Origin of the sequence: Rhodococcus sp. KBW08 (assembly GCF_003852455.1) — a bacterium.
GTDB classification, from domain to species: Bacteria; Actinomycetota; Actinomycetes; order Mycobacteriales; family Mycobacteriaceae; genus Rhodococcus_F; species Rhodococcus_F baikonurensis.
On record NZ_QAJJ01000052.1, the window covers coordinates 1 to 7,737 of the forward strand.

Annotated in this window: 1 protein-coding gene; it reads right to left on the bottom strand. The window is 56.5% G+C overall.

What is annotated here, in order from left to right; genetic code table 11:
* Positions 1–7,737 (bottom strand): amino acid adenylation domain-containing protein (locus DBV08_RS31925; protein ID WP_124570125.1); only part of this gene is annotated, 7,737 nt, incomplete at both ends.

Here is a 7,737-nt window from a genome sequence, read left to right on the forward strand (position 1 = left end):
ACAAATCCGTCGCATACGTGAACTGAGTAAGGATTCCAGCGGGGTTACCTAGATCGTCGATACTCTCGCTCAGAGTCACATCGAGATCGAACTTCGACAACGCCATCTCGGAATCAACCGCACTCAGCGTCAACCCCGGCAGTTCGAACACCGTCTGTCCGGCGTTGTGGAACGACAGCATCACCTGAAAGAGTGGATTCCGCGAACGCGTTCGGACGGGATTGAGCACATCGACCAGTCGCTCGAACGGTATGTCGGCGTTGGTAAATGCTCCAAGGTCGACGTCGCGCACCTTGGCAACAAGATCTTCGAACGTATCCCCGAGTGAGACTTGTGTTCGCAGCACGAGGGTATTCACGAACATGCCGATAACATCGTCGAGAACTCTCTCGCCTCGACCGGCAACCGGTGTACCGATCGCGATGTCGCTGGTCGAAGACAATTGCGCGAGTAGGACGACCAGCGCAGCATGCACAACCATGAACGTTGTTGTATTTGTGCGATGTGCAACCTCGTTGATGCTCCGATGAATCTCACTGTCGATCATGACACTCACACTCGCGCCGTGATTGCTTGCGACTACCGGACGTTCACGATCGAATGGCAATTGCAGAAGATCAGGCAGTCCATCGAGGTGTGCAGTCCAGTAGTCGAGCTGGCGGGTCACGATCGAATTCTCATCGCCCTCGGAGCCTAGAAGCTCTCGCTGCCACAACGCATAATCCGCGTACTGAATTTCCAGCGGGTTCCACGCCGGAGCTGCCCCACGTGAACGAGCTTCATAGGCAATCATCACGTCGCGGGTCAATGGTCCCATTGAGAAGCCATCGGCTGCAATGTGGTGAATGACAAACACCAAAACGTGATCCGTCTCGGAGATCTCGAAGATCGCGGCCCGGATCGGAATATCCTTGGTTACATCGAATCCGGTCGAAAGAACTGAAGCAACTGCTCCGAGTATCTCCTGTTCGTTCAGTACCAAGGGCTTCATATCCAGCTCGAATGCACCGCGAATATCCTGATAACCGACCCCGTGGATCTCGGGATAGACGGTGCGCAGCACTTCGTGGCGTTCGATCAGATCCCGAACGGCCGCTTGTAGCGCAATGACATCGAGCTTGCCGGCAAGTCTGATTGCGACCGGAATGTTGTCGACGGCTGACGATTCTTCGAATCGATTGAGGAACCACATTCGCTGTTGAGCAAGTGAAAGCGGGATCAACTCGGGCCGCTCGGCTCTCTCGAGCGCAACTGCTTCGCCTCGGCCGACCTCGCTGATCAGTGTCGCAGCCAGGCGCTCGACCACAGGCGTGTCAAACAAGTCGCGCACGGCCACGGTGGTGTCGAGCGCGCGCCCCAATCGGGAGACGACTTGTGTTGCAAGAAGGGAGTTTCCACCGAGGTCGAAGAAATCATCACCCACTCCGACGCGTTTCACGCCCAGCACATCCGCGAAGGTTGAGGCAACCGCTTCTTCGACCGAGTTGGTCGGTGCACGAAACTCTCGAACGCGGTATGACGGCACCGGAAGCGCATCACGATCAAGCTTTCCATTCGCAGTCAGCGGAAGCCTCGGGACAACGACAACGGAGTCGGGAATCATGTAACGAGTCAGCGAACCCGCCGCAAACTCGATCAGGCGGTCAGGTTCGACCGACCATCCGGAGGTTGGGACCACATAAGCGACAATTCTGTCGATTTCATTGTCGTCTCGCCGCACAAGAACGACTGCCCGACTGACCGAATCATGTTGCATCAGAGCAGATTCGATTTCACCAAGTTCGATGCGGAAGCCACGGACCTTGACCTGGAAGTCACTTCGTCCGACATACTCGACCTCGTACGAATCGGTCCATCGTGCCAGATCACCCGTGCGATACATGACCTGCCCGACCGGACCGAACGGATCTGCGACAAAGCGTTCCGCGGTCATCGAAGGGCGAGTGTGATATCCGCGTGCAAGTTGAATGCCTGAGAGGTAGAGCTCACCGGAAACACCAATCGGAACAGGGCGAAGTCGTTGATCCAGAATCTTCGACGTCATTCCTCGAATCGGACCACCGATTGTCACCTTCGATCCTGAAACCAACGGTGAACTGATGTTGGTCATGATCGTGGTTTCGGTGGGTCCGTACCCGTTGAAGAATCGTCGACCTGGGGCCCAATTCGCCACCAACTCGGGAGGGCAAGCCTCTCCTCCGGCAATGACCACACCCAGACCTTCGAGGATCGCTGGGTCCATGGACCCCAACGCGGCGGGGGTGATGAATGCGTGCGAGACCTGTTCCTCGTCGACCAACACTGCAAGTTCGGACCCACCGTAGATCGAGTCTGGTGCGATCACCAACGTCCCACCAACGGTAACGGCCAAAAGCAGTTCGAGAATCGATGCGTCGAAGCTCGGCGACGCGAAATGCAGCGCGCGCGTGCGCTCGTCCAACTCGTAGCGAGTTTCCTGTTCAACAGCGAAGTTGGCCAATCCTTTGTGCGTCACCAAGACGCCCTTGGGCCGACCTGTCGAACCCGAGGTATAGATCATGTAAGCGGTATTGGCACTTCGCAATGGTCGAACACGGTCAGCGTCGACAATCGTCGGCGTGAGATCCCTCGTGTTCGACACCAAACCGGAATCAATTGTCAACCAGTCGACTTCGGCAGGCAGAGTATCGATGATCTCGTCGGTCGTCAATCCGAGAGCTGCACCCGAGTCGACGAGCATGAACTTCACACGATCGGCAGGATACTTCGGATCAACGGGCAGATAAACAGCACCAGTCTTGGCGACAGCCCACAAGGCAACAATCGATTCTGTCGATCGCGGTATCGCCACCGCGATTCGATCTTCGGGCCCGACACCCCGACCTATCAACACCCGAGCTAGCTGCGAGGAAAATACATCCAGTTCGGAGTAGGTTGTCGACTTGCCCTCGAAACGGATGGCTACAGCGTGCGGAGACAACTCGACCGTTCGCGCCAGAAGATCTGGCAGCAAGACGATTTCCGCTGCAGATCCCCCACTTCGATTCAATAGTTGATCACGTTCGTCGGCTGACAGCACTTCGAGGTTGCCGACAACGCTCGCCGACTCTTCCGTGATGGCATCGATTACTCGGAGGAATCTCCGAGCGATCGTCTGCACCGTTTCATGGTCGAACAAGTCTGTCGCATAAGTGAATTCAGAGGCAATTCCCGCTGGTTGTCCAATCTCGTCGAATTGTTCGATGAGCGTCAACTGCAGATCGAATTTCGCAGCGGAGGAATCCGTATCGAGGCCGGTAACCGTAAGGTCACCCAACTTCAACACTGAGCCACCTGCATTCTGGAAGACCAAGGCAACCTGGAAGAGAGGGTGACGACCTTGCGACCGCTCAGGGTTCAACACTTCGACGAGGGCTTCGAAGGGAACATCCGAATGAGCGAACGCGCCGAGGTCTCGCTCCCGCACGTGATCGATCAGTGCTGCGAACGACATCTGGGGATCTATGTTCGTTCGGAGTACCAGCGTGTTGACGAACATTCCGATCAGATCGTCTAACTCTGCTTCGCCGCGACCAGCGATAGGAGTGCCGATAACTATGTCCGATGTTCCAGACAATCTAGCGAGTAGGACAGCGAGAGCCGCGTGCATGACCATGAAGGTCGACGCGTCATGCACTCGTCCGAGGGTCTCCAAGTGTCGATGCGCCGATTCTCCGATTGAGAAGCGGTATGTGGCGCCCTCGTTTGTTGCAACCGCCGGGCGAGAACGGTCGACTGGTAGTTGCAGCTCATCGGGAATCGATTCGAGCGTTGTTCGCCAGTACGCCACTTGGCGTGCAAGTGTCGACGTCGGGTCGTCATCCGATCCGAGAACGATTCGCTGCCAGATGGCGTAGTCCGCGTACTGAATTGCGAGCGGTGTCCAGCCTGGCGCCGTGCCCCTGTGGCGGGATTCGTAGCTGATCATCAGATCTCGGGTAAGCGGGCCAATCGAAAACCCGTCGCCGGCAACATGATGGACGACGAAGGCCAGCAAATACTCGGCCTTCGACCTTTTTGATTCATTGAACAATTCGAACAATCGCGCACGAACTGGAACCTCGCGAGTGACGTCGAAGCTCGTCGCCACAAAGTCTGACACCGCACGTATCGCTTCAGTTTCCGAAACCTCGACCGGCTTGAGGTCAAGTACTGCTTCGCCCGCGGGGAGAATGTGTTGGTAACCGACGCCGTCGACTTCCGGGTACAGGGTTCGAAGGGATTCGTGACGGCCGACTAGGTCTTCAACTGCCGCCTGCAACGCGTCGATGTCCAAATCGCCAGTCAGTCGGATCGCGATCGGAATGTTATTTGCTGTCGACTTGGAATCAAGGCGGTTGAGGAACCACATCCTCTGTTGCGCCAACGAGAGTGGGATACGGTCCGGGCGCACTTGCGCTGAAAGCTCAAGACGACTGCCTTCACCCGCAAGTTTCGCAATGCGCTCGGCCAGCGCTTGGACCGTTGTGGCTTCAAATACTGCACGAACAGGAACCTGTGCGTCCAGCGCGCGGCCCAGCCGCGATGCGACCCGCGTCGCGACGAGGGAATTTCCTCCTAATTCAAAGAAGTCGTCGTCGAGACCCACCCGACCTGCACCCAACAGTTCGACGAAAACTTCGGCCACTGCTTTCTCGACCAGTGTGACCGGGGGGCGAAACTCATTCGTGATAAATCCAGGCTCGGGTAACTGCTTGCGGTCGATCTTTCCTGACGCATTCAGCGGCAAGGAGTCGAGCACCACGATCGCCGAGGGCACCATGTAAGAGGGCAATCGCGTGCCCAATTCCGCTCTCAAACTCTCGATGTCAACAGCACTCACTGATTCACCGACGACGTATGCGACCAATCGATCACCGACCTCTGGCACGGGCCGAACGACGACCACAGCGTGGGCAATGCCTGGCACGGACAAGAATGCCGACTCGATTTCGCCGAGTTCGATACGCATTCCGCGAAGCTTGACCTGAAAATCACTGCGTCCGATGTATTCCAACTCGCCGAGCTTGTTCCACCGTACGAGGTCTCCGGTGCGATACATACGCTCTCCCGCACCGACCAACGGGTGCGCGACAAAGCGCTCGGCAGTCAGGTCTGCGCGGCCTCCATAGCCGCGACCAATCCCGACGCCACCGACATACAACTCGCCTACGACGTTCGTTGGGACAAGTTGCAATCTCGAATCGAGAACGAAGAGATTGGTGTTCGGGATTGGTCGACCGATGGGAACATCTGGTTCGTCCATATCTGCCTGATGGAAGGACACTACGTCTGATGCTTCTGTCGGCCCATAACTGTTGAAGATCTTTACGCCACTTGCAGCGACTCCTGCCAGACGCCCGGTGCGCAGAGGCTCTCCGCCGAGAAATACGGATTCGAGGCAAGACAGAATCGCTGAAGAATCGGCCTCGACCACCGCTTCGAAAACGGACGGCGACATGTTCGCAACACGTACCGCGCCACGAGAAATAGTATTCAGTATCTCGTTTGGATCGAATTGTGGATCACTCAGGTGAATCGTGTGTCCACCAGACAGGGCCACCCAAATATTCTTCTGCGTCAGATCGAAAGATGGCGACGTAGCAACCAGGATCCCGGAGGGGGTTCGCAGATCCAGAAGTTTCTCATACCAATCGACTGTGTTCTCGATTCCCGATATCGGTACACACGTTGCTTTCGGCTTGCCAGTGGACCCCGAAGTCGTGATCACGTATCCGAGCCTCAGCGGAGCACGGAGCACTCGCCAGTCGTCGTGTGAATCATCAACATCGAGATCCTCGATTGGAGACCCCACCCCGATCGTCGAAACTGGAAAATTTCGTTCGGAGATCCAATCTTCCATTCCAACAATGCATTTAGCAGTCAGATCCGAGACCAACGAACGGATACGAGCCAAAGGTTGAGTCGGATCAACTGGCGCATAGGCCGCGCCGATTTTCCATGTCGCCACCAACGCCACGATCCATTCGACAGATCGGACAAAAGCAAGTGCCACTACATCATCCGCACGAATATCATTTGATCGCAGCTCGCGTGCCAACGCCGAAGAATGTCGATCCAAATCTTCGTACGTCATCACCCGATCACCCGCAACTACGGCAATCGCTGTGGGTGAGGTGTTTCGTCGAAGACGGAACCTCTCCAGTAGGGAGGTAGCTTGGGGAAGTGCCGCAACCGCAATCGAATCCGCAAAGATACTCGCACGTTCCACTTCACTGAGAACGTCGACGTCACCGATCGATTGGTCGCTCGACTGAACAATTGCCTCGAGTATCTGCACGAAACGCCGGCCAAACGAGACGATCGTAGATTCATCGAACAGGTCGACTGCGTACGTCAGATGTCCAGCCATCCCGGACGGAGTCCCATCAGGCGCGGTCAGTTCGGTTACCGCCAGTCCAAGGTCGAACGGAGAGTGTCCCGACGCCACTTCACCACCGGAGGCCGACAAGCGATCGAGTTCGAGAGTCGACTTTTCCATGTTCTGAAACGCGAACTCGACTTGGAAGATCGGGTTGTGTGATTGTGAGCGAACAGGGTTGAGCACCTCGACAAGACGTTCGAACGGCACATCGGAATTGGCAAGCGAAGAAAGGTCGATTTCTTTCACTCGCGCCAAAAGCCCACTGAACGAATCAGTGCCGTGGACAGGAGTACGCAGAACAACCGCATTGACGAACATCCCGATCAGGTCGTCCAATTCGACGTCCCCACGTCCCGCCACCGGAACACCGACCACCACATCTGAAGAGCCACTCAAACGCGACAACAGAACGGCAAATGCCGCATGCACAACCATGAATGGAGTCACATTGTTCTCCGCCGCGAGATCCAGGATCTTGACGTGCAACATTGCATCGATCGCGAATGCGTGAGTCCGCCCTCGATTGGTAGCAATTGCTGGGCGGGGCCGATCCATCGGGAGATCGAACGTGTCCGGTACGCCACTGAGACGAGTCTTCCAAAATTCGACCTGGCGCGAGATCAGACTGGCGGGATCGTCCTCAGACCCCAAGACTTCCCGTTGCCAGAGAGCGTAGTCGGCAAATTGGATAGGTAACGGGTGCCACCCCGGCTTTTCACCACGGCTCCGCGCCTCGTACGAGATCATTACGTCCCGGGTCATGGGGCCCATCGAAAAACCGTCCGCTGCAATGTGATGCACCACGATCACCACCATGAAATCGTCATCGGCGATTCGCAGCAGCTTTGCACGCAGCGGAACATGAGATCTCACGTCGAAGCCCGTACCGATGAAGTCCGCTACGGCCGCATCGAGATCTGCTTCAGCGATATCCACGGGCAATAGTTGGACGCCTGCATCGCGGAGCGGAAGAATTCGCTGGTATCCGACTCCATCGATTTCAGGATACACGGTTCGCAAGATTTCATGACGCGTAATCAAATCCGCGATCGCGGCTTGCAACGCATCGACATCGAGTACACCTGACAACCGGATCGCCATGGGGATGTTGTTTACGGCAGACTCCGGATCGAAAACGCTGAGGAACCACATCCGCTGCTGTGCCAATGACAAAGGAATGTGTTCCGGGCGAGGTTGAGGCACGAGAGGCGCCCGCGCACCCGAGCCTGCTGCCGACGTGAGACGAACGGCAAATTCATGAACGGTCGACGACTCGAACAGCATTCGCACCGGAACCTGCGCATCGAGCGCCTGACCCAAGCGAGCCGCCACTCGCGTCGCGATCAGCGAATTAC